The organism is Prochlorococcus sp. MIT 0604, from assembly GCF_000757845.1.
Classification (GTDB): domain Bacteria; phylum Cyanobacteriota; class Cyanobacteriia; order PCC-6307; family Cyanobiaceae; genus Prochlorococcus_A.
The window spans coordinates 1,208,719-1,231,381 of sequence record NZ_CP007753.1 but is presented as its reverse complement, the minus strand read 5'-3'; the positions used below and the strand labels follow the sequence as shown (position 1 = coordinate 1,231,381).

Sequence of the window (22,663 nt, the reverse complement as noted above, 5' to 3'; positions counted from 1 at the left end):
TTACTTAATTTTCTTAGTTATCTTTTAAAAGAAAATTAATCAATTTTGATAAGTTGGGAGAATTTCTTTTTGAAAATGGATCAATTATTAAATAATAAACATCTATTGGCAACCCTTTTTTAATACTACAAGATATATATTTAGCTAGAAGATCGATGGGGATAAGATAATTTTCTAAAGAAAAACTTCCTCTTTTCAGATCATTTACTATTTCATAGACACTCTGTGAATTTTTGCCCTTTAATTTAAAGTATTCACCATATATAGGTTTTCCAAGGATTACTATAGGTTTTCCTAAAAGAGCAGCCTCTAATCCAGAAGTCCCAGAAATGCAAATAGTTAAATCAGAATTTCTTATCAAATTTAGTGGATCTGATGTTTGCCAATTATTATTCCATTCTGATATGTAAACTAAGTTATTAATTGATGAGATAATTCTCTCATCTTGAAATGTTCTATCTCCTAACATTGATCTATGATCTTTACATACCAATTTAAAAAAACCAAGATATGGTCTAAGTAAATTTATTAAATAACTCTCAGATAAAAATCCGTTATTAAATCTTGAATCACTATTTTCAACACTATTAGGCATTGGAAAGTAAATGAAATTTTTAAAAATAAAATTATATTGTTTTGTTGGTTTCCATAATCTGTATAAAATTCTAAATGTTTTTAAAATTCCATTTATGCAAATAGCGAAGTTATCTCCAATTAAGTAACGTTGATATTTTATTAATTTTGGAGAATTAATACTAAATATTATTTGGTTTATAAATCTCACTATATATGATAATGTTCTACGTATATTAAATAAGATAGTTTTTTGGGTTTCTTTTATTGAGAATTTTTTAATAATAAATTTTTTTTCTACATTTTGCGTAATATCATTTGATTTTTTATAAATTTCAATTTCTTTTTTTGCTTTTTTTATTTCTTCTAAATTATGTTTTGTTACAGCTAAAATATTTGCAACATCCTCACCTAGTCTCTCTGTTCTAAAAATATAATTCTTATAACGACTTCTAATTATGGACCTATAACTTATATCATAAAAATTACTTACACTTAATAATATAGATCGACTTATGTCATAAATACTAAAATCAATAATAATAGAATTTTTATTATTTGATAAAATATCATGTAAATGTAAAGAACAAGCATATAAATAATTTTTGAAGTAATTAAGATTTTTTTTCTTAAATTGAAGTCTTTTATTTATATCAAATATTTGAGAAGGATCAGTTAAACTTTCAAATTGAATTTTATTAAATAGTTTCTCATCTAATTCTTTTAATCTTCTTCCTAAGTCATTTTTATTTAAATACTTCTTAACACCTTGCCAACAGGAAATATACTTTCGAGATTTTAAATATATTTTAATTTTTTTTTTGAATATTATTTCTTCAAGGGGAGTGATTAAAATAATTATTGGATCATAATTTGGAGTTGATTCTTTTATTAAATCAAAACTTGATGCAGCTAGACCAATAGTATCTTCCTTAGCAACAATAAATATCGTTTTCATTAAATCATTAATTTAGAATATTCTACAATAATAATATGTAAATTTTTTACAAATTTTTAACTCAATATTTTTTATTTGAAAATCTTTTTGAATAATAATTTAAAGACTATTTTTTTGTAGTTATATTTATTGCATTATAAAGTTTACCTACTTCTCTAATAGCAAATTTTTCATAATTGAAATTAGAAAATAAAATTTCTTTTACTTTATTTCTATAAGACTTGGAAGAGAAGTTTTCTAGATGATAAGCTAACTCTTTTTCTGATTCGTAAAATGAGTAGTTATTAAGAAAATTAAAAGTAAATGATGTTTCCTCATTTGGATGAGTTAAGAAAGGTATTCCATATTGAGCAAATATTAAACATCTTCCAGCATTTGATGAGAATTTTTGAAGATTAAAAATGTCATAATATTGAGTCCCACCGCAAAATATTGCTTTAATGAAATTATTATTAATCAAACTTGATAATGGGTATGAGTTGGGTACCCATCCTAAATCGCAATTTATTAAAAGCTCACTTAAATTAAAATCATTATATTCGATGTAATTAATAGAAATTTTATTTTTTTTATAAAATATTTTATTATTTTTGGATTTTCCTGAAAGACAATTAATAACAACATTATATTTGTTTTTTAAATTGCTTACACTTATTGCTCTTATTAGATTTGCTATATTGCTATTGAAATGTGAAAGGTTTCCTATAAAAAGGATATTAAAAACATCTTTATTACAGTCTAAATTATTTCTTGAGCTTATTATTTTATTATCAAAATTATCTATCAAAGCACAATATACAGTTTTATATCCTCTAGAACTAAAAAACCTTGAAATTCTAGGGGTATCACAAATCAAAAGGTCAGCAAGACTATTATTTTCGATTTGATTTTTTTTTTCGTTATTAAATCTAATCTTAAAAAAATAAAAAATAAAAGTTAATAATCTTTTTATTAATGAAGTATCTGAACAAGCTATCGGAATTTCTAGATGAGGTTTAAACATTATAAATTTAGCCTTTTTATTTTTCGCAATAAGTGTATTTATATTTTTAAATCCTGAATATACAAATACTATATTTGATTCTTTAATTTCATCGTATCCTACAAACTCTACAGAGTAATATTTTTCAAGTAAATTTTTATAAACAAAAAAAGGAATTCTTTGACTACCTATATTTATATCGTATTTTGGTATGGCAATTTTCATTTTCTAATTACTAAAATAAAGGAAATAAAAATTAAATCCTAAAATACTCAATATTAATAATAAAATATAATAGATTTTCGAAATTTCAATAGATGTATTCAAAATATTTTATTTATTTAAGAAAAGGTAGCTTGATAAGATCCTAAACCAATTATCAGATCTTAAAGAACATTTTCTATCTTTATCAGATTTAAAAACTTCTAAGAAGAAGTCATGATTTATTTGAAAAAGTTCTTTGAAGTCATCAGATTTTAAGAATTTTTCAATAGAATCTGAAATCTCATTTTCGAAAATAAATTCAGTAGTGTCAGAGGGTCGAGGAAATTTATTTTTGCAATTTTTAATATGATCAGGAAGATCAGAAAAGCTGTTTCTTAAGTGATATTTGTTTTTACCATTAAAATAAAAATTTTCTCTTTCTAAAAATTTACTTTTATAGACTATTCTTTGATCTAGAAAGGGAATTCTAGTTTCAATACCATTTACTAAGCTTAAAATATCTTCTGTCATTAGCCAATAGGGCATTGGGTGTATGAAAAGTCTAAAATCACAGTAAGATTTTAAATCTTCAGGAGTTTTTGGAAGAGTGAATTCTTCTTTTTTAAAAATATTTTGCCAAGTCAGATCTTGATTAAAAATATTTGTTTTTCTTTCAATTAATTTTTTTATATCCTCCTTAAGAAATTCATCCTTCAAATTTATAAGATCTTTAAAATCAAATAATTTATTTCTTATTAGATTTTCTTTAGTACCTTTATCAATGAGTTGTTTTAAGAAAAAGAAGAAGCCTTGTGTATAACCTCCAAAAATTTCGTCCGAGCCATCACCTGTAAAAAAAACTTTACTATTGTATTGTAAAGCTACTTTTCTTAGAGAATACTGATTTAATGGTTGACATGATCTTAATGGCTGGCCAAAATTAAAAATTATTTCCTTGCATGAATTCAATAATTCCGATGATTCAGTTTTAATAAATTGATGTTGTTTTTTATATTGTTTTATTGTTTGAAAAATGAGAGATTTTTCTTTTTTTGAATTCAAAAGATCTAAAGAAAAAGAAGTAAATTTTAAATTATTTCTAGATAAAACATGAAGTATTATTGAACTGTCAAGACCTCCGCTTAAGGCTATTGAAGAATTTACTTCCTTAGGATATTGAGAAATTATTGCTTCATCGACAACTTCTCTTAATGATTTATCTAAAATTTTCTCATCAGAAAATAGACAAATCTCTTTCTGAATTTCTTTTTTGTCATAATTAAAGTAATAGCAATTTCCAGGTTTTACTAACTCACAGTTATCATAAAAAGAAAAACTATTGGGGTCTTGAAAACCAGTTACTATAAATCTTCTTAAAATGTTTTTATTTAATTTATGGTTATCAAACGTCTCTAGAAGAGCTGGTTGACTGGATGAGAAAAATAATTCATAATTTTTTTTCATAAAAAATAATGGCTTAATGCCGTACTCATCTCTTCCCCAAAAAAAGTTCCCTAATTTGTCACTTATTACATAAGCCCACATACCGCAAGCGATTTTAAAAAATTTTTTTGGACCTAATGTTAAGAATCCTTTAAGGAAAACTTCAACATCGGTTTTACTTGTGAATTGAACCTTATATTTTTTTTCTAATAATTGTCTTATATTTTGATAATTATATAATTCACCGTTGAAAACTAAAACATGGTTTTTATATTGGTAGGGTTGATTTTGATATGAACCAACGTCAACTATTGGTAATCTGGAAAATTTAAAATTATAGTGATTAAATACCAACTCTTTTTTAGGGAGAACTCCCCGATAAGCAATATATTTCTCGAATAAAAAATTTGCTTTTATTTGATCAAATGATGAAGGAGATATAAAAAAACCACACATTTATTTTAATTTTTAGTTCCTATTAAAAAATGACACCTTGAGAAATTTGTACTGCAGTTGAAAAAAATAGATTTTTTGAATAATCCATAAAACAAATATTCAATAATCATATAAGTTTTTACTACAAATTTTTCAAAAAATCTATTAAGGGGTCTTAGAGTAGGGTAAGGATTTGATTCTATAGTTACTACATTTATAAAGTTTGCCTTGATAAGGCTATCCTTAAAATATTTTGCAGATTTATAGGATCTATAAACATCTTTCGTTTTTGATAATGTTTTCTTATCTAGATGCGAAAATTTATCTCTGAATTTTGGAGAAATTAATAATGCGATAGATGATAAAAGTCTGTTAATGAAAGAAAAATAATTTTGTATTGATTTTTTTTCTGGAACGATCATTGCGCAAAACAAGCCATTATGATCTAATAACTCATTATGAATTTGAAAACATTTATTTAATTGTTCAATATGCTCTAGTACACCTAAACTAATAATAATATCAAACTCCTTATTAGTATTTTTTGTTTTTTCTAAAATTGTTTTTGGTTCAAATAAATCTGCTATAAAAAATTCTGCCTCTGAAAAATGAAATTTAGCGTTTTTTTTAGCTATTTCAATAGAATTTTTACTGAAATCAATCCCTGTAACTTTACAATTTAATTTTTTACTTAAATAAATTGAAGCTGTTCCTCTTCCACAACCTATTTCAAGAATTCTTAAATTTTTATATGGGTAATTTTTGAAATGGGCTTTTATTTTATTTAATATGAATTCACAATACCTATTGTAAAAATACTGAACTTGGTTATCTAGGTTTTCATCTCTTGATAAAATATCATAATCCCCATTCTTAAGAGAATTAGACCATCGTTTTTCATATATTTCTTTGCCGATATTTATTTCTACTTTATTTTCTTTCAAGATAATAAAAATTTATTAATTAATTGAATTTTATAACCTTTATAATCGAGATTTTGAGATACATAAAAATTCTTATTTTATTGATAAAAAACCTTCAAAGCATGCATATTTTAATATTGATTCAATATCTACAAAGTTAGCTCTTTTTAGCATATCTATATTGCCTTGCCTTGAAAAAGGTTCCAGAATAGATTTTAAGGATCTCTGCTTTTCAAGTATTTCATCTGCAGAGTAGCCTTGTTTCGATTTAAAGTCTTGATAAAAAGAGTTAAAAATGTCTTGAAATCTTGCATCAGAACCTCTAACTTTCTCAAACATAATGAATGCTCCACCCCACATCAATGACTTATAGATTTTCTCGACAACTAATTGTCTCATTGAAGGATGTATAAATTGAATTGTATAGTATGAGATTATTAAATTATTACAATTTTCGCCAATATCAAAGGTAGTAATATCATCATTTATGTATTCAATATTTGTTTCGTAATCCATTAGTTTTGCTTCTTTAATCATATTTGGCTCAATCTCCAAACCTATGATTTGTGCGTCTCTTTTTTTTAAGGTTTTGGCAACTTTGTTTGTCAAAATGCCTGTACTTGATCCAATATGAAGGACCTTCCCATTTTGAGGTACAAAAAATTCTGCCATGCCACAAATTAAATCATGCCCTTCTTTATAAAGAGGTACAGATTTGGATACGTGTTTATTAAATTTAGAGGGTGTATCCCCTCCGAATGACCAAAGTCCTGATTCACTTAAAATGTTATCTCCTGTATTACCCATTATCTTTTTTTTATAGATTACCATAATAAGTCAATGACTTTATAAAGTAAATAAATTATTTTTATTGGAGTTGCTTTACAAGTTTTTGAATAATGAATGTTTCGCATTTATAAAGACTAGTCCAACAAGCCCCTCCAATGTGAGGAGTTATGAAAATTGAATTTAACCCATATCTTTTTTGTAAGTTCCATATTTTTGATTTTTTAATTCCATCTTTACTCTTAAATGGTTCATCCTCTAATACGTCTGTAAAATAACTAGTTAAAAGATTTTTTTTTAAACAAAATTCAATCTCATCTGCTCGGAATATTTCACCACGACTTGTATTAATTAGTTTATATGGAGGCTTAATTGATAAAAGGTTTCTATTAATCAGATTATCGTTGTGTTTTTCATAATTAATATGTATGGATATTATCTGACACTTTAGGAATAAATCATTTATGGATTCACACTTGATTAATTTAGAATTAAAACATGGGATATTCTTTTTATCAAAATAATAAACCTTAAATCCTAATTTAATTAAATATTCACTAACTAAAATTCCTAACCTTCCCATACCTAGTATCCCAACAATAGAATCTTCAAATGTTTTTCTAAAATAATTACTTCTATCAAATATTCCTTCATAAACTGAAATTGCTGAATCTAAAATATTTGATTGTGCTTTTAATATCATCGATAATGCTAAATTAGCGGTGGGTTTTATATCTTTTAGGAAATTTTCTTCTCCAGCCAATGATATTAATTTTATATTTTTCTCTTCCAATAACTCTTTACAAATATGAGTTATACCAGTAGTGGCTGTACAAATTACCTTGAGATTATCAAAATCGGATAAAAACTTTTTGTCTATTTTATATTTAAGTCTTATAAAAAGAATTTCAGCTTTATTTTTGATTTTGGTTTCATTCAATATTTTTTTTTCTTTTTTTGCAATAAAGTTAATAAATTGAGTTGGAAAATTTTCAATTTCACTAATGTAGTAGTTATATTGCATATCTATACTTTTGTATTTTTAATTGTGAACTTTATTTTTTTTAAAAGATCAAGTATTTTTTTTGAACTGTTTCCGTCACCATAAGCATAATTTTCCTTTGGATTTTCTATTAAAAGTCTATTCTCTAAGCCTTCGTATATTGACTCATAACAAATATCAACATCTAATACATTTTCACATTTATATCTAAACTTTTGTCGGCTGCCAATATTTAATGATTTGATCCCAAGAAATGAACTTTCTCTTATCCCTGAAGATGAATTCCCAACAAGGATCTCTGCTCCCTGTATCAAATTAATATACTCGTAACTATTTAAATTTTTTAAGATAATTATTTTATTTTTTAAATTATTAGTATTAGATTTTTCAGGATTTATAGATTCTATTATTTTTTTAATTTCTTTTGATCCAAAATCTGGATTAGGATTAAGGATAACTAAATCAATTATTTTTTCTTCGCAAAAGTCTTTTACTGCCTTTATAACTATTTCAAATTCTTGATGAGATTTATTTGTGTCTGGATGAAAAAGCAAAACTAAATAATTTTTTTCTATGTTAATTTCTACATTATTTTTTAAATTAATTTGGTTGATTTTTGATTTTAAGTCTTTAATATTTTTAGTTTTCTCTATATGATCTAGAGATGGACATCCAATATTAAAAACTCTTTCTTTAGACTCTCCCCATTTAATTAATCTATCTCTAGCGTCTTTAGTGCAGGCCAAGTGATAATCAGCAAGCTGAGTTATTGAATTTCTTACTTTATCGTCAATGCTTCCTGTTGGCTCGCCTCCTTGAAGATGAATTAAAGGAATATTCATAAAGGAACATGAAATTGCAAAACTAATTGTTTCATATCTATCTGCAATAGTTATTGCTATATCTGGATGATATTTATTCAAAATTCTGCTAAAATCTATCATTCCTAATGCGGTTGTTCTTATCATATTTTCTTTTGATTTTTCATGCATAAGGATGCTAATTGACTCATGAATTTCAATACCATCTTTTTTGCATTCATTTATAATACTTCCATACTCTTCGCAAATAGCTCCACATCCGATTATTACAATTGGATCAATATAATCATCTTTAAATGATTCTATTATCAAGCTTTTTACTCTTGAGTAGTTAGCTCTGCTTAGTACAGAAAACATTATTTTTATTTTCATAAAATTTATAGTGCGAAATTATTATTATTTTTCAAAATGTTCAGATTTTAAAATTTCTTTGAAATTTACATCGACTTTTAGTTTTTTACCAATTATATTTTCCAAATTTGCAAATGAAAAGCCGCCATTCGGTTTTCTCATTAATAAATCTTCTCTTCTTAAAATATGTCCCTTAGATAAAGAATTCTTTAAACCAATACTTCTGCCAAAAAAATTTATCATATTTTTTCTTTTTGAAGAAATTTTCTTTTTTTTGTTTTTTGAAATAATATTAAAAGCTTCTCTTGCATAATTAAGATTTTTTAAATCTGATGGATCCAAAGATGATTTTTGGTCAGGTCCAAACATTTTTTTATCAAAAGTTATATGAAACTCATTCATTTTGCATCCGTAAGACCATGAAAAAACAGTTGGCCAGATTTCTCCACTATGATCTGACAAACCGTAATTAATCTTTTTTAATTTAGAACTTTGATCTAACCATGTTTTAAAAGAGTAATCTGCATAATTGCATGGGTATTCACTAATACAATCAAGTATAAAGACTTCTTTTACTACGCTTAAGAATTCTCCTGCTATCTTTAATGCATGAGAATATTCACATAAACCTGTTGATATTATTACGACATCCTTCTTATTTAATTCTTTAATTAAAATATTAATTAATTCGTTATTAAGCAACTCTCCAGAACCTAACTTCCAAATATGATTACCAAGCTTTTTTTGTCTAAAAAAACTTTGTGGTGAAAAAACTGAAAATCCAATCTTAATGTTAATTTTTTTTGCATAATCATAGATATGTGACCACTCAGTTTGATCAAATTCTGTTCTTTCCCAATAATTATATCTTGTTTTATCAAAACCTATAGGAACTCTAAATACTTCATCTTTAGAAGATTCATATCTAGCCCAATGATCTTGAAATTTTACAATATCAATATTATTATTTTTGGCTAAATCCATTAGAGCACAAGCATTGCCTACTGAACCTTCATGACTTAAAGCAATTTCTGCAACAAATAATGATGTATTTTTCATTAATTATTTGTTAGTTATTCTTAATCCTAACATGTTTAAATTAGGCGAATCTCAAATTTATTTTTGTGAGATTAAATTAGATAAATTTAATATATGTAAAAAATAAAAATTTTATATTTTCCAAATTTTTTCATTAATTGGAAGAATGTTTTTAACGTCTACAATTATTGAATGTTTTCTTGTTTTAGATATCCAGTACGAAATATCTTTTGATTTAAATTCATTATGTGCAACAGCAACTATTATGATGTCATACTTCGAATTAAAATCATATTCTTTGGTAACCTTAATATTATAATACTCCTTAATAAGCAAATGATTTGCTATTGGCTCATATAAATCAATATTACATCCATATTCTTCCAAAGTTTTATATATGTCATATACTTTAGAATTTCTTATATCAGGACAATTTGCTTTATAAGTGAAACCCATTATTAAAACATTGATTTCAGATAATAGTTTGGGTTTGGATTTTATATATTTTTTGATTGTAGTGTTTGCAATCCAATCACCCATTGAGTCATTAATTCTTCTGCCAGCTAAAATTACTTCAGGATGATAACCAGAAAGTTCTGCCTTATATGTTAAGTAATAGGGATCTACGCCAATGCAATGACCACCCACCAGCCCCGGTTGATATTTTGTAAAATTCCATTTTGAATTTGCTGCATCAAGAACTTCAGATGTATCTATGTCAAGTTTTTCAAAAATCATAGATAACTCATTTACGAGTGCAATATTTAAATCTCTTTGAACATTTTCAACAACTTTTGAAGCCTCTGCAACTTTAATTGAATTTGCTTTATATACCTCAGCCTCAATAATTAATGAATATAAATTATAAATCAAATCTAAACTTTCTGGATCACTAGCGCTGACAATTTTGCTGATATCTTTTAATGTATGTTCTTTATCTCCAGGATTTACTCTCTCAGGACTATAAGCAATTGAAATTTCCTCATGAAATTTTAAATTTGTAATTTCCAATAAAATTGGTAAACAAACCTCTTCTGTTGCTCCTGGATAAACAGTACTTTCATAAATAACAATTTTTTTAAAATTGCTCTCTTTACTTTTTAATATTTGCTCAGCAACCAATCTAGTAGCATTTTCTAATAGATTTAAATCTGGTTTATTGCATTTATCAACTGGTGTAGGCACTGCAACAATATAAATGTCACAATCTAATAATTTATCAAGAGAATTAGAAAATTCTAAATTCTTTAATTTATTAAAGTCTATATTATTAATCTCATTTGTTGTATCTATACCTTTACTCAATTCTTCTAGTCTTTTCTTTGATTTATCAAAGCCAATAATAATGCTTCTAGAGTTATTAACATTATCTAGTTCTTTTGCAAGATTTACAGTTAAAGGGCAACCAACATAACCTTGACCTATGATAGCGATCTTGCAATCAAATAAATTTGGTATTAATTTCGAATTCATCAATGCGATTTTTGCACCTTTTATATTAGCACTAGCATAAGAATTTTTATTAATGTTATTTATAATTATTTTGTTAATTATTTTTTAAATTTTAGATTATAAATTTAAAATTTTTTTATCAATTTCCTTTATAGAGCTATTAGTTATTTCTATTATACGATCACAATATTTCAGAGTTGAATATTTATGTGAAATGATTATCATAGTTATTTTTTTATCAAGTTTTTCAATTTCTGATATTATTTTTTCTTCAGTAAAGGGATCTAATGCATTGGTTGCTTCATCTAAAATTAGCACTAGCGGTTTTTTATAAAGAGCTCTTGCTATTCCAATTCTTTGCTTTTGTCCGCCACTTAATCTAATACCTTTTTCCCCTACTAATCTTTTTACCCCATCTACTGACGAGCTAATGACATCATCTAACATAGATGACTTAATACAATCTTTTAATAATTTTTGGTTGATTGATGAGAAATTTAATCCAAAAGCAATATTTTCAGCAATTGAAAAGTCAGCTAGAAATATTTCTTGTGGAACTAATGATATGCTATTCCTCCAAGAATATAATTCAGAAGTATTCTTTGAATTATTCAAATCTTTACCATCTAAAATAATTCGACCTTCTGTTGGAACAATTAAACCAGTGAGAAGATTTATAAATGTACTTTTACCTGAGCCTGTTTTCCCAACTATTCCAATCCTTTCACCTGAATTTATAGTGAGATTTATATTTTTTAAAACATTATTTCTCGAATTACTATATTTAAAAAAAACTGAATTGAATTTTATTTGTTGAAAAGATTTTAATGAATTATTTTTAATTTCATATTTAAATTTTTGAGTAGATTTTTCTAGAAGGTTTAGTAGTTTGTTTAAAGTTTCGTAATTACCTAAGATTGAAATATAACTGTTCATAAATAATTGCGTAGAAGGTAGTAATCTTTGAAGTCCAAGAACTATTACTCCAATTAAAACAATTGCATTTCCAGAATCATTGGATGAACTATTAATTACTAGATAACAACTTATCGTTGATAGACTAATTAATGCAGTAGCTTCAACTATAAATTTTGAAAAATTATTTAAAGATCTATTCTCCGCCAGTATATCTTTTTGATCTCTAATTAGTTTTTTTACAATATTTAAATAATTTAATTGATAATTACTTAAAATAATTTCTCTTATTGAGAATGTAGTTTCTTGAACTGTTTTTATCTGTTTATTGGCAAGTTCAGCTATAGATTTACTATTTATTCTTACTCTTTTTCTAGAAGCAAAAACAACTGCAATATAGGTTGAAGCAACTATAAATAAAATTAAAAAAGTAATATATTTATTTACCAAGAAAAGAAGTATAAGTATGCTTGAAATTAAAAAAATTGAAGTAATAAAATTTAAAATATTGTTGGAAACTATTATTGCGTAATCAATGTATGATCCAATAACTGTTACTATTTCGCTGCTATTATAGTCCTGATGTTCGGAAAAAGATTTATTTAAATAATTTTCATAGCATTTAATTCCTAACTCCGAACCAATTCTCGAAGATACTTTATTATTAAAATATAAATTTAATATTCTTACAATAAGAGAAATTATAATTATGAAAATAAAAAAACAAGTAACTGTAAGAATAAATTTATTTGTACTATTTGGGAACAAATTGAAGTCAAAATAATCTGAAAAAATTAAAAACTTTTCATTTTTATTATTGGTTATTATTGATAGAAAAGGTATTAATGAGGCTAATGATAAAAACTCTGTAAGTGCTGTGATTATATTGAGTAATACTAATAAAAGGAATTGTTTTTTTAATTTATTACTTAATTTGAACCAAATTCTTAATGGCAATAATCTTTTTAAGTCTGGAAGAAGTTGCAATTAAAAAAAATATATAAACTTTCTATACAATAATCCATCAAAGACAAATTTTTTAACTTTATTATGAAAAATTTTGCGATCATGCAAAAATAACTTGTTTATAAAAAGATAAAAAATATATTTTCTAAGATAATGAGAACTAGTCGTTAATGCATTTTTTAGAAAAATAAGAACCAATATTGAATTTAGTATTATTCGTTATTGATTTTGCCTTTGAATCAGAATATTCTTCTTTTAATGCTAACCTAAAATCGAATGATACCATAGTCTTATTTGTACTATTTACTTCTGATCCATGTAAGCAGTCAATATGATTAAAAGAAAATAAATATCCATATGGACATTCCAAAAAAATATAATTATCACTTTTTGGATTTAGTTGTGTTTTTAGAGAAGCCTCTCCTATGTAGTTCTCTAATCCCAAATTAAAATTTATTTCATAATCTTGGTGATTATAATTTGAATCTTTATGGAATTCTCCAACGAATTTATTACCTGGTAGTCCTAACCTAAAGGTAGGAATTAGTTGATAATGAAATGGTAGGGTAATAAGATCTGAAACTTCATTAGCTATAAAATCATCAAAAATAAATTTAAAATGTTTATTAAAGTTTGCATAAAAAACTTTGTGAGCAAGTGTTGATTGATCATTATATTTATTAAATGTCTTGTATTCTCCTAACCATTCATGTATTGAGTAGAGTGGTACACCAAAAAGTTCCTCTAATATTTTTTTAAATGGATATTTTTTTGTTGAATACTTAAACTTTTTACCATGTAATTCTAATCTTAATTTACTTGCTTTAGACATTACTCAAGTTTATCTTGAAATTTTAATTGGAAGATATTGTATTATACTTATTAATTTCAAAAAAGGTAATTTATTCATAATTAGGATAGATGTACCTATATTTCACCAGACATAATAATGGAAGAAAAATCTCTTTTACGTTACTTAAAAATAACTATAAAGAATTTAATGCCTCCTATAATTACTAAATTAATATTATTCATAAAAAATAGAGATTATCTTACCCCAAAATTCACTTATTCAGGTAAGTTCCAATCCCTTAATGATGCTTTTAGAAAAACTAATCAAAATTCTTACTACCTAAATAATAAATACGATTCTAAAATCGCAGAAACTACCTGTAAAAAATTATCAAATTATGAATTTCTAGATGATTATATATGTAATGAGAGTCTAGGTTGTCATGAAAGGAGAGGATTTTTATTATTGCTTTGTATGTCTTTCTGTAAAAATTCAGAAAAAGCGTTAAATATTATTGATTATGGAGGAGCAACTAATCCTCAATATATTCACTTAACTGAAGAAAAAAGGTTAAAAAATAATTTTTTCATTATAGATAGAGAAAACCTTATAAAAAAAATAAAAGGAATTTTAAGTAATGAAAAAATGCTAATTCCTGAAAATATATATTTTTTTAGTGATAAAAACTTTTCGAAAAATATAAAAAATGTTCCAATAGATATCGTTTTTTTTGGTTCATGCATTCAATATATAAATAATCTAAATGAACACTTGTCCACTTTCTCAAAATCAGGATGTAAATATTTTGTATTCTCTGATAGTGTATTCACAAATTTTAGTAATAATTTTTACGTTCTTCAAAATAATATGAAAAATACAACTTTCCCAAATAAGTGGCATTCGAAGACTATTTTTAATGATTTTATGAATAATTTGGGGTATGAATTAGTCGCAAATTGGAAAATATTTTCTAAAAATAAACATGATTTTTTAGAAAAAAAATGTTTTGATCATCAAACGTTAATTTATAGGAAAATTAATTAACATTTAATAGCTATTAATTAACTTGCATATCTTAAGAGCATCATTTTCGGTTACTTTATGGTGCAATGGTATTACTAAATATTTGTCTTCTATGTAGTCCATTTTCGGTAAGTCATTTTGTTTACTTCCAAATACACTATATCTATCATTTCTATAATGAACTTGGGCGCTCTCTACGCCATTATTTCTTAGCATTTTCATTAGTGTTATCCTGTCATCATTAACAATTAACGTGCATATCCATGGGCAAACATCAGTCCCATCTTTAGCTGGATAATCAATTACTTTAATTTTTTTGTTTTTAATTCCATTGGAATATATATTTAGAAGTTTTTTTCTTTGAGCTTTCAAACTTGAAAGATGTTTCAAACCTGTCAAGCCTAAAGAAGCTCCTATATCAGTCATTTGATATTTATAACCTAATTCATATATATCATTCTCCCATGTCCCTTTTTGCTTCTCAGCCCTATCAATGCCAAACCATCTTATTCTCTTAGCTTTTTCAAGAAATTTATTGTCTTTCATTACTAACATTCCTCCATCAGCCGTAGTAATGGTTTTAATAGCCTGAAAGGAAAAAATAACAAAATCAGCAATATCACTAGTAAATTTATTTTGATATTTAAGTCCTATGGATTGGGCGGCATCAGATATAAGCTTCAAATTATATTTTTTTGCTATGAGGGATAGTTTTTCGTAATCTGCAGGAATGCCACCATAATCAACAGCGACAATAGCTTTGGTTTTACTTGTTATTCTATGTTCAACATCATTAGGATCAATATTAAGAGTTAGTGGATCGATATCTGCAAAAACAGGTTTAGCTCCTTGATAAAGTATTGGCAAATTAGTAGCTGTGCAAGTGAAAACTGGAGTTATTACTTCATCTCCAGGACCAACATCAGAAAGAATATATGCCAAATGTAGCGCATCAGTTCCACTGCCAGTAGCTATTAATTCTTTATTATTAGTTAGTTTATCTTTAAATGCTTTCTCAAAATAATCAACTTTAGGTCCTTGCCCAATCCACCTAGTCTCTAAAGAAGAATTAATAGAGTTTTTTGCATCAGGGGAAATAAATGGATAAAAAAGAGGTATTCCCTGTTCGAGTTCCATTAAAGGATATTCATTCATAGAACTTGATTTAATTTCCATTTAAATAAACTTTTTGATATATTTTATGATTAATATTTATAAGTCGTTAATAATTTATATAGTTTAGAGATATTTTTTATCAACTGGCCAAGACTTAATGGTTCTACCTTCCGAATCATAATTTTCCATAAATTTTATACTTGGATAATTTTTTAAAAGCTTTTTCTTCATATTTTGATAAGACGCATGATTATAAGTCTCTCCAACCTTTCTCATGCCATGAGAAGCTATGCAGCAATCAATTATTGCAAATTTAGTTTTATATTTTTTTATCATTTCAAACCATATCAAATCATATCCAAATCCTTGTGGTGAATCTTCTAGGTATAATGGAATTTTTGTTAATAAATCGTTCCTAATAATAAATAATGGCCCAATTTCAACAAAATTGGTGAATCTAAATTTTAAATTTGGAATTTGTCTTGTAATAGGATGACCTGCTTCGCCTAGTAAACTTCTTGATGGCTGCGCTAGGCAAATATTATTAGTTACCATTATGTCGATCATTACGTCCAAAATATTTTTATTTACGATGAAATCATCGTCAGTAATTACAAAATAATCATATTTTTTGTCTTGTTTTATATATTCAATCATTTCGCTTATAATTTTAAACTTTGGTGTGGGGCTAATGTAGCAACAAAAAGCTTTATTTCGAGTTTTGCATTTCCCCAATTGAACCCAATAGCTGTCAACATTATGGTATTTGGTTTCTGAAAGTCTTTTATATAAATGTTTGAAATAATTTTTTTTATATTGAAGAAATACCCCAATTACAGCTATATTTAGATTTTTTTTGTTTTTTATTGGATAATTAATTTTATTTCTATTAACAAAAAAGCGATCAATTTTACCGAAAATTTTATAAAGTCTGGAAGAAATATATAGAGGAATTTTATTATATAAATAACATAATAAATTATTTTTACTATTAAAAAATAATCTAAATAAACGCATAATCAATTTGCCATAAAAAGATAATATGATGACTTGTTTTGAATTTTTAAATGTTTTTTATCTTAATACTTTACTTCAGAAGATTAACTTTTAAAAAGTATAATTTACAGGAAATATTAATTTTATGAAAGATAAAAAAGATCATATAAATAGAAAAGGGATAATTCTCGCAGGAGGTACTGGTTCGAGATTAGCTCCTTTGACTATATCGGTAAGTAAACAACTAATTCCTATTTATGATAAGCCAATGATTTACTACCCGATAAGTACTTTGATGATGGCTGGGATTAGAGAAATTTTAATTATATGTTCTGAGTACGATTTAGAATCTTTTAAAAAATTATTAAATGATGGTAAGCAATGGGGAATAAAATTTGAATATGCAGTTCAAAAAAAACCAGAAGGAATTGCTCAAGCATTTTTGATTGCTGAAGAATTTTTAAATGGAAATCCCTGTGCCTTGATACTTGGAGATAATCTTTTGTATGGAAGTGATTTAATAAATCAACTTATTATGGTTAATAAAAATTTATCAAATGCTACTATTTTTGGTTATCAAGTAAAAGATCCTGAAAGGTACGGAGTTATAAACTTCAATGAAAATAAACATGTCTTAAGTATTCAAGAAAAACCTTCTAACCCCGAAAGTCATTATGCAGTTACGGGATTATATTTTTATACCAATAAAGTCGTTGATTACGCTAAAACTTTAAAACTTTCTTCAAGAGGCGAGTTCGAAATTACAGATATAAATAATTTGTATTTAAAAGAAAATAATTTAAACGTTCAAATACTTGGAAGAGGAATTGCTTGGTTTGATACAGGAACCTTTGATTCATTACAAGAGGCTAATATTTTCATTAAAACAATAGAAAATAGACAGGGATTAAAAGTAGGATCTCCTGAAGAAATTTCATGGAGATTTGGATGGATAGATGATAAACAATTATTACATCTAGGAAATAAATTAAAAAAAAGTAGTTATGGCGAATATCTGATAGAGTTACTAAAAGAATAAAAATTTAAATTTTTTATAATATTAAATTTAAATAAAAACTTTAGTCAAATTATTCTTTTCAATGGATTCTTTATTTGATGAATTAATTGATTCAGAATCAATTAATAAGAACATATTGATCACTGGCGGAGCTGGCTTTATAGGTACTAATTTAATCATTAAGCTATTAAAAAATACAAATTACACTATTTATAATCTGGATTATGTTGGTTTTGGCAGTAATTATGAGTCAATAAAGTTGCTTGATAAGAAATATCCTAATTACTTTCATTTGAATGTTGATTTATACAATAATAAATTGGTAGAGGAAGCAATTGAGATTTCTAAACCGGAAATAATAATTCATTTAGCGGCTGAGAGTCATGTGGACAGGTCAATTGATAATCCCAGATTATTTATAGAGAAGAATATAATAGGGACTTTTAATTTATTAGAATCTAGTTTTAAATATTGGGAAAACTTACCTGAAAAAAGAAAAGGGCGATTTCATTTCCATCATGTAAGCACTGATGAGGTTTACGGAAGTTTAAATAGTACAGGTAAATTTTCTGAGAAATCAAAATATGCTCCTAATAGTCCTTATTCTGCAAGTAAAGCATCTTCAGATCATATAGTTATGTCTTGGTTTAAGACATTTGGCCTCCCAGTAACTATTTCAAATTGTAGTAATAACTATGGTCCATACCAATTCCCAGAGAAATTAATTCCCTCTACAATAATAAAAGCTTTAAATAAAGAGAGTATTCCAATATATGGGGAGGGAAAGAATATAAGAGACTGGTTATTTGTCGAAGATCATGTGGATTCAATCTTGATGATAATTTTTAAAGGAAAATTAGGATTTTCTTATTGTATTGGTGGTAATTCAGAATTAGATAATTTACAATTGGTTTATAAATTGTGCGATATGTTAGATGAAATCAAACCTTCTTACATTTCATACAGAGAACTAATTATCTTTGTTGAAGATAGACCAGGACATGATAAGCGATATGCTCTAGATACATCTCTTGCTAAAAAAGAACTTAATTGGGAACCAAGATTTAATCTGGATCAAGGTTTATTGAATACTGTTAAATGGTATTTGAGTAACCAAGATTGGGTTAAAAATACAATGGAGAGATCTCATTACAAAGGGGTTAGACAAGGACTTTAGAAAACTCTATATTATAAATATTCAAGAAAAGCTAAATTATGAATAATAATAGCCCTTTGAGAAACTATGGTGACAATCTTTTAAGGGCAATTTATTCAATTGATCAGAAAAATATTGACATATTAATTGAGAAATTCCTAATGAAAATTAATGGTGATGGGGAAGTCCATCTTCTTGGTAATGGAGGAAGTGCTGCAAATGCTCATCATATTGTAGGTGACTTTTCTAAGACATTTGCTATTTTAAATAAGAATTTACGGATGAATTGCTTATCAGATAATGGTTGTTACATAACTGCTGTCTCAAACGATATAGACTATTCATCAGTTTATGAGCTGCTTATAAATACTAGAATTCAAAAGAATGATTTAATAATTTTTCTATCAGGTAGCGGAAACTCAATGAATTTAGTTAAAGCTGCGAGGAAAGCCATGAATTATGGAATCAACACCGTCTCAATTACTGGATATTCTGGAGGTGCTTTGAAAAATATAGTTGACTTATCCATTCATATTAATGTTGAAGATATGGAAATGGCTGAGGATTCTCAATTGATTTTATTTCACTATATAAAACAAATATTAATTAATAAATTAAGTAATGAAGAAATTAGCATGCCTAAAGAACAAAAAAGAAATTGCGATGATTTAATAGCATGATTTATATTGCAAAGTGCCCTTATAGAATTTCTTTATTAGGTGGAGGTTCTGACTTGGATTGGTTCGTTAAAGATAATGGGCTTGGACTAAGTTTAGGTTTTGCAATTGAAAGTTACTCAAGGGTTATCTTAAGTTTCAGAAACCCAAAAATAAAAAAAGGATTACTAAACTATAGTTCTAGAGAAGAATACTCAGATTTAGAATCAATTTCACATCCAATTATAAGATCTGTTTTTAAAAAACTTAATTTTACTAAACCCGTTGAGCTTGCATCCTTTGGAGAAATTATTATCGGTACTGGCTTAGCAAGCTCTTCTTCTTTTACGGTTGCCTTATTAAAGGCTGGTTCAAAATTAAATGGCAAAGAATTAAATAATACTCAAATAGCAAAAATTGCTTGCGAAATAGAAATTGAAGATTTGGGATTACCTATTGGAAGACAAGATCAATACTTGTGTGCTCTTGGAGGAATAAATATGTTGAGTTTTAAACCTAAAGGAGAAGTAAACATTATAACCTCAAAAAAAGTTGAATCTGTAGTAAAAACTTTTACCGAAAATTTATATTTAATTAATACATTCATCTCTAGATCAGCTTCTGTTACTCTTCAAAAAATTAAAGAATCTAAGGATTCTTTTTCTGAGATACTTGAAATCCAAAAAATTTGTAAAAAGTTTTTTGAAATTTCTGAAACTCTTGAAGAAACACAATTAGTAGATTTGTTAGAAGAATTAATCATAGAATCTTGGAATAGAAAAAAAAGATTGGATAGAGTTCTAAATCCTGAATTAATTTCTATAGAGCAAGAAATTAATAATTTAGGCTTCAAAACTTTAAAATTGCTTGGAGCGGGAGGAGGAGGATATTTCCTCGTTAAATATGATGGCGTCAACCTTGCACAAAAAGAGAGTCAACTGCGAAGTAAGAATCTTTCATTATCAAAAGTAAATTTAAGTAAAAAAGGATGTGATATATGGGATATTTAAAGGATAAAAAAAATTTCATTAATCAAGCGGTAATAACATTAGGAGGAAGGGGCTCAAGATTATCAACTATTAGTAATGGCATTCCAAAACCACTAATTCCAATTGAAGGCAAAAGTACTCTTGAAAGAAGTATTTCTGTTTTATCTAGAGATGGAATAGATAACTTTATCTTTTTGACTTGTTATAAATCAGAATTATTTGAGAATTTTAAAATTTTTTTAGAAGAAAAATATAGTTCATCTATACTTATATTCAAAGAAGAAAATCCTCGAGGAGAGGCAGGAAGTTTAATTGATATTCTTGATAAGTTGCATGAACAATTTATCTTCTTAAATGGCGACATAATTTTTGATATAGATATAGGTAGGCTATGTGAATTTCATAGAAATAATGATTCAGAAATTACTATTGTGACCCATCTTACAAATCATTCATATGATTCAGATTGTATAATTGAATCCCCAAATGGATCTATTTTTGATTTTAAATTTAAAACAGAAAAATCAAATGATGATAGTTTCTATTTAGGAAATGCAGGGATTGCAATTGTAAATAAGAATAATATTAAAAATAGTTTATTCGATGATAAAAATAAATTAATTAGTTTTTTCAAAGATATTGCAATAAAAAATCACCTAAAGGGATCTCGAGTTTTTTCATATAATACTTCAGAATATTTAAAGGATATGGGAACACCAAAAAGATTTTCGGAAGTTCAAAAAGATATTTCTAATAATGTTGTTGAAAAATTCTCATACAAGAAAAAACAAAAAGTGCTTTTTATTGATAGAGATAATACTATTTTGAGATGTCTTAATAATAAATATATAAACACTTCTAAAGATATTAAATTACTTAGTCGAAGAATTAAGAAAATAGCTTTAATAGCAAGAGATTATAATTTTGTTTTAATTATTTCTAATCAACCCCAAGTATCTAGAGGAGATATTAGTTGTCAGGATGTAATAAATTTAAATGGTCAAATAATAAATCTTTGTTTGAAAGAGTCACTAAAAATCTCTGGATTTTATTTTTGTCCGCATCATCCACATGCTGGATTTACTGATGAAATAAAGGCATTTAAAATGCTTTGCTTTTGTAGGAAGCCAATGCCAGGTATGTTTCTTGAAGCAGCTTTTAAGAGAAATATAGATTTTAAAAATTCTATTATGATTGGTGATTCTTGGAGGGATGAAGAAGCCTCAAAATCCCTTAATATGAAATTTTTGAATATTACATCTTTAGATTAATCTTCTAATTGCTAATAATATATTTTTTTTAAAAATAATCCTGAGGATATTAGGAAAAATTCCAATAATTAAAATTACTATAATAAAAAAATATTTTAAGCTATATTTAATTCTTATTTTTATTTGAAAAAGTGCATTCTCTTTATCTTTTTTAAATGAATTAGAGTCATTGTATTTTGTTATTGGCTCGCCAATGCATTCCCAATTTAAATCTCTTGATAAAAAAAGTCTTAGCCATAATTCAAAATCCTCGGCTCTTGTCAAATTCTCAGAATATTCCAAATATAGAACTTTCCTATTTATGCAAATAGATGGATGCGCTATTGGATTTGTTCCAAGCATTGTACTGATAATTAGAGAAATATTATTTTTGGGATACTTTAAGACTTTATTATTTTGATTCATCATATATCCTGAACTTATGTCTAGATTTTTTGATTCCATTAAGTTAAGTTGATCTACTAAACGTCTAGCTAATAAACGATCATCAGTATCTAGCCTAATGATATACTTAGAAACTGAATTTTTTATCCCATAGTTGAGGCATGAAGAAAAACCTCTCCCTTCATCATTAATTAAGATTAAAGGTTTTAATCCACACTTTGTATTGAAAATTTCTATTAGGTATTTTGCTTTTTCAGATTCTGATTTTTCAAAAACTATTAATGGTTTCACTACATATTTTTTATTTATAATTGTAGACATTTCGCAACAGTGATCTAAAAATTCTTCAAGGTAAATTAATTCTTCTTTAAAGGTTGAGCTTAAAATAATTGCATCGATTTTTTCCATATC

At 26.0% G+C, this 22,663-nt stretch carries 20 protein-coding genes; 6 read left to right on the top strand and 14 right to left on the bottom strand.

Annotated features, from left to right (window positions below):
* Positions 1 to 13: 13 nt before the first annotated feature.
* The 11 genes from EW14_RS06900 to EW14_RS06850 form a co-directional block, all read right to left on the bottom strand.
* Complete coding sequence (locus EW14_RS06900; RefSeq protein ID WP_042850760.1) at positions 14 to 1,531, bottom strand: hypothetical protein; 1,518 nt, start codon at positions 1,529 to 1,531, stop codon at positions 14 to 16.
* A 106-nt stretch (positions 1,532 to 1,637) separates the two neighbouring features.
* Entirely contained in the window at positions 1,638 to 2,738 is a 1,101-nt protein-coding gene (locus EW14_RS06895) for a hypothetical protein (protein ID WP_042850758.1), read from the bottom strand.
* Between the two features lie 108 nt (positions 2,739 to 2,846).
* Positions 2,847 to 4,616: an asparagine synthase-related protein gene (locus EW14_RS06890; protein ID WP_042850756.1), complete on the bottom strand. Its 1,770-nt coding sequence runs from the start codon at positions 4,614 to 4,616 to the stop codon at positions 2,847 to 2,849.
* A gap of 5 nt (positions 4,617 to 4,621) precedes the next feature.
* On the bottom strand, positions 4,622 to 5,539 hold the full coding sequence (locus tag EW14_RS06885; protein ID WP_042850755.1) for a class I SAM-dependent methyltransferase: 918 nt from the start codon (positions 5,537 to 5,539) through the stop codon (positions 4,622 to 4,624).
* A 72-nt stretch (positions 5,540 to 5,611) separates the two neighbouring features.
* On the bottom strand, positions 5,612 to 6,349 hold the full coding sequence (locus tag EW14_RS06880; protein ID WP_197049565.1) for a methyltransferase domain-containing protein: 738 nt from the start codon (positions 6,347 to 6,349) through the stop codon (positions 5,612 to 5,614).
* Between the two features lie 37 nt (positions 6,350 to 6,386).
* Positions 6,387 to 7,328 (bottom strand): D-isomer specific 2-hydroxyacid dehydrogenase family protein, encoded by a 942-nt coding sequence (locus tag EW14_RS06875; RefSeq protein ID WP_042850753.1) that lies wholly within the window; start codon positions 7,326 to 7,328, stop codon positions 6,387 to 6,389.
* Positions 7,329 to 7,330: 2 nt separating this feature from the next.
* Positions 7,331 to 8,500 (bottom strand): UDP-N-acetylglucosamine 2-epimerase, encoded by a 1,170-nt coding sequence (gene neuC, locus EW14_RS06870; RefSeq protein WP_042850752.1) that lies wholly within the window; start codon positions 8,498 to 8,500, stop codon positions 7,331 to 7,333.
* A gap of 24 nt (positions 8,501 to 8,524) precedes the next feature.
* Positions 8,525 to 9,538 (bottom strand): N-acetylneuraminate synthase family protein, encoded by a 1,014-nt coding sequence (locus tag EW14_RS06865; protein ID WP_042850751.1) that lies wholly within the window; start codon positions 9,536 to 9,538, stop codon positions 8,525 to 8,527.
* Positions 9,539 to 9,649: 111 nt separating this feature from the next.
* Entirely contained in the window at positions 9,650 to 10,990 is a 1,341-nt protein-coding gene (locus EW14_RS06860; protein ID WP_052044743.1) for a nucleotide sugar dehydrogenase, read from the bottom strand.
* Positions 10,991 to 11,086: 96 nt separating this feature from the next.
* Positions 11,087 to 12,871, bottom strand: a complete 1,785-nt coding sequence (locus tag EW14_RS06855) for an ABC transporter ATP-binding protein (RefSeq protein ID WP_042850750.1) — start codon at positions 12,869 to 12,871, stop codon at positions 11,087 to 11,089.
* A 139-nt stretch (positions 12,872 to 13,010) separates the two neighbouring features.
* Positions 13,011 to 13,682, bottom strand: coding sequence for a hypothetical protein (locus tag EW14_RS06850; RefSeq protein ID WP_042850749.1), 672 nt, complete (start codon positions 13,680 to 13,682; stop codon positions 13,011 to 13,013).
* Between the two features lie 117 nt (positions 13,683 to 13,799).
* Between EW14_RS06850 and EW14_RS06845 the strand changes: the two genes are divergently transcribed.
* A complete protein-coding gene (locus EW14_RS06845) occupies positions 13,800 to 14,687 on the top strand; it encodes a hypothetical protein (protein ID WP_042850748.1) in 888 nt (295 codons plus the stop codon).
* A 3-nt stretch (positions 14,688 to 14,690) separates the two neighbouring features.
* On the opposite strand, the gene EW14_RS06840 is transcribed toward EW14_RS06845, so the two are convergent.
* On the bottom strand, positions 14,691 to 15,842 hold the full coding sequence (locus EW14_RS06840) for a DegT/DnrJ/EryC1/StrS aminotransferase family protein (protein WP_197049564.1): 1,152 nt from the start codon (positions 15,840 to 15,842) through the stop codon (positions 14,691 to 14,693).
* A gap of 63 nt (positions 15,843 to 15,905) precedes the next feature.
* Complete coding sequence (locus EW14_RS10110; protein ID WP_156095677.1) at positions 15,906 to 16,439, bottom strand: hypothetical protein; 534 nt, start codon at positions 16,437 to 16,439, stop codon at positions 15,906 to 15,908.
* Between the two features lie 484 nt (positions 16,440 to 16,923).
* Here EW14_RS10110 and rfbA point away from each other — a divergent pair, with 484 nt between their 5' ends.
* The 5 genes from rfbA (at position 16,924) to EW14_RS06810 (ending at position 21,868) form a co-directional block, all read left to right on the top strand.
* On the top strand, positions 16,924 to 17,817 hold the full coding sequence (gene rfbA, locus EW14_RS06830) for a glucose-1-phosphate thymidylyltransferase RfbA (protein ID WP_042850746.1): 894 nt from the start codon (positions 16,924 to 16,926) through the stop codon (positions 17,815 to 17,817).
* Between the two features lie 61 nt (positions 17,818 to 17,878).
* Entirely contained in the window at positions 17,879 to 18,973 is a 1,095-nt protein-coding gene (rfbB, locus tag EW14_RS06825; protein ID WP_052044742.1) for a dTDP-glucose 4,6-dehydratase, read from the top strand.
* A gap of 38 nt (positions 18,974 to 19,011) precedes the next feature.
* Positions 19,012 to 19,632 (top strand): SIS domain-containing protein, encoded by a 621-nt coding sequence (locus EW14_RS06820; protein ID WP_042850745.1) that lies wholly within the window; start codon positions 19,012 to 19,014, stop codon positions 19,630 to 19,632.
* The gene (locus EW14_RS06815) at positions 19,629 to 20,618 is read left to right on the top strand and encodes a hypothetical protein (RefSeq protein ID WP_042850744.1); all 990 of its coding nucleotides are present in this window, start codon (positions 19,629 to 19,631) and stop codon (positions 20,616 to 20,618) included. Before EW14_RS06820 ends, EW14_RS06815 begins: the two co-directional genes overlap by 4 nt.
* Entirely contained in the window at positions 20,606 to 21,868 is a 1,263-nt protein-coding gene (locus EW14_RS06810) for an HAD-IIIA family hydrolase (RefSeq protein WP_042850742.1), read from the top strand. Before EW14_RS06815 ends, EW14_RS06810 begins: the two co-directional genes overlap by 13 nt.
* Here EW14_RS06810 and EW14_RS06805 read toward each other — a convergent pair.
* Positions 21,860 to 22,660 (bottom strand): glycosyltransferase, encoded by an 801-nt coding sequence (locus EW14_RS06805; RefSeq protein ID WP_042850741.1) that lies wholly within the window; start codon positions 22,658 to 22,660, stop codon positions 21,860 to 21,862. The two genes, EW14_RS06810 and EW14_RS06805, sit on opposite strands and share 9 nt — an antisense overlap.
* Between the last annotated feature and the right edge of the window lie 3 nt (positions 22,661 to 22,663).